Genomic DNA, 687 nt, shown 5'->3' with positions numbered 1-687 from the left:
CACCAGATCCCCGGTGCGATACATCCGCGCCCCAGACTCCCCAAACGGGCATGCCACAAACCGCGACCCGGTCAACGCAGCCCGGCCCACATACCCGCACGCCACGCCGCGACCGGCCACATACAACTCGCCGACCACACCGACCGGCACCGCACGCAACCACTCGTCGAGGACAAACAACGCCGCTGTCGACACCGGCGCACCGATCGGTACCACGCCGGCCCCGACCGACAGCGGCGCACTCAACGATGCGTACACCGTGGCCTCGGTGGGGCCATAGGCGTTGATCACCACCCGGCCTGGCGCCCACGCATCAACCACCTCGGCCGGGCACGCCTCACCGCCGAGCAGCAACGCCACCGACTCCAACCCCTCCGGGCACAGTGCGGCCACCGCCGACGGGGTTTGGGTGAGCACATTGACCCGTTCACGGACCAGCAGGGCGTGGAAATCATCCGGGGAGCCGACCACCTCGTCGGGCACGACCACCAGCCGGCCACCTCCGAGCAGTGCCGCCCAGATCTCCCACACCGAGAAGTCGAAAGCATAGGAATGGCACTGCGTCCACACCTGCGCCGCCGGCAGATCTAAGGGCTGCGAGTCCCCCACATGGGTCAGGTTGCGGTGGGTGACCGCAACCCCCTTGGGCACCCCGGTCGTGCCCGAGGTGTAAATCAGGTAAGCAAT

General features: G+C 67.8%; 1 protein-coding gene. It reads right to left on the bottom strand.

What is annotated here, in order from left to right; translation table 11 throughout:
• Positions 1–687, bottom strand: a 687-nt coding sequence (locus B8W69_RS29540; RefSeq protein WP_133058064.1) for an AMP-binding protein, incomplete at both ends; no start/stop codon positions are given.

This window comes from Mycolicibacterium vulneris (assembly GCF_002104765.1).
Lineage (GTDB): Bacteria > Actinomycetota > Actinomycetes > Mycobacteriales > Mycobacteriaceae > Mycobacterium > Mycobacterium vulneris.
Note: the sequence above shows the minus strand (reverse complement) of the source record. Positions and strands in the feature narration are given on the sequence as shown.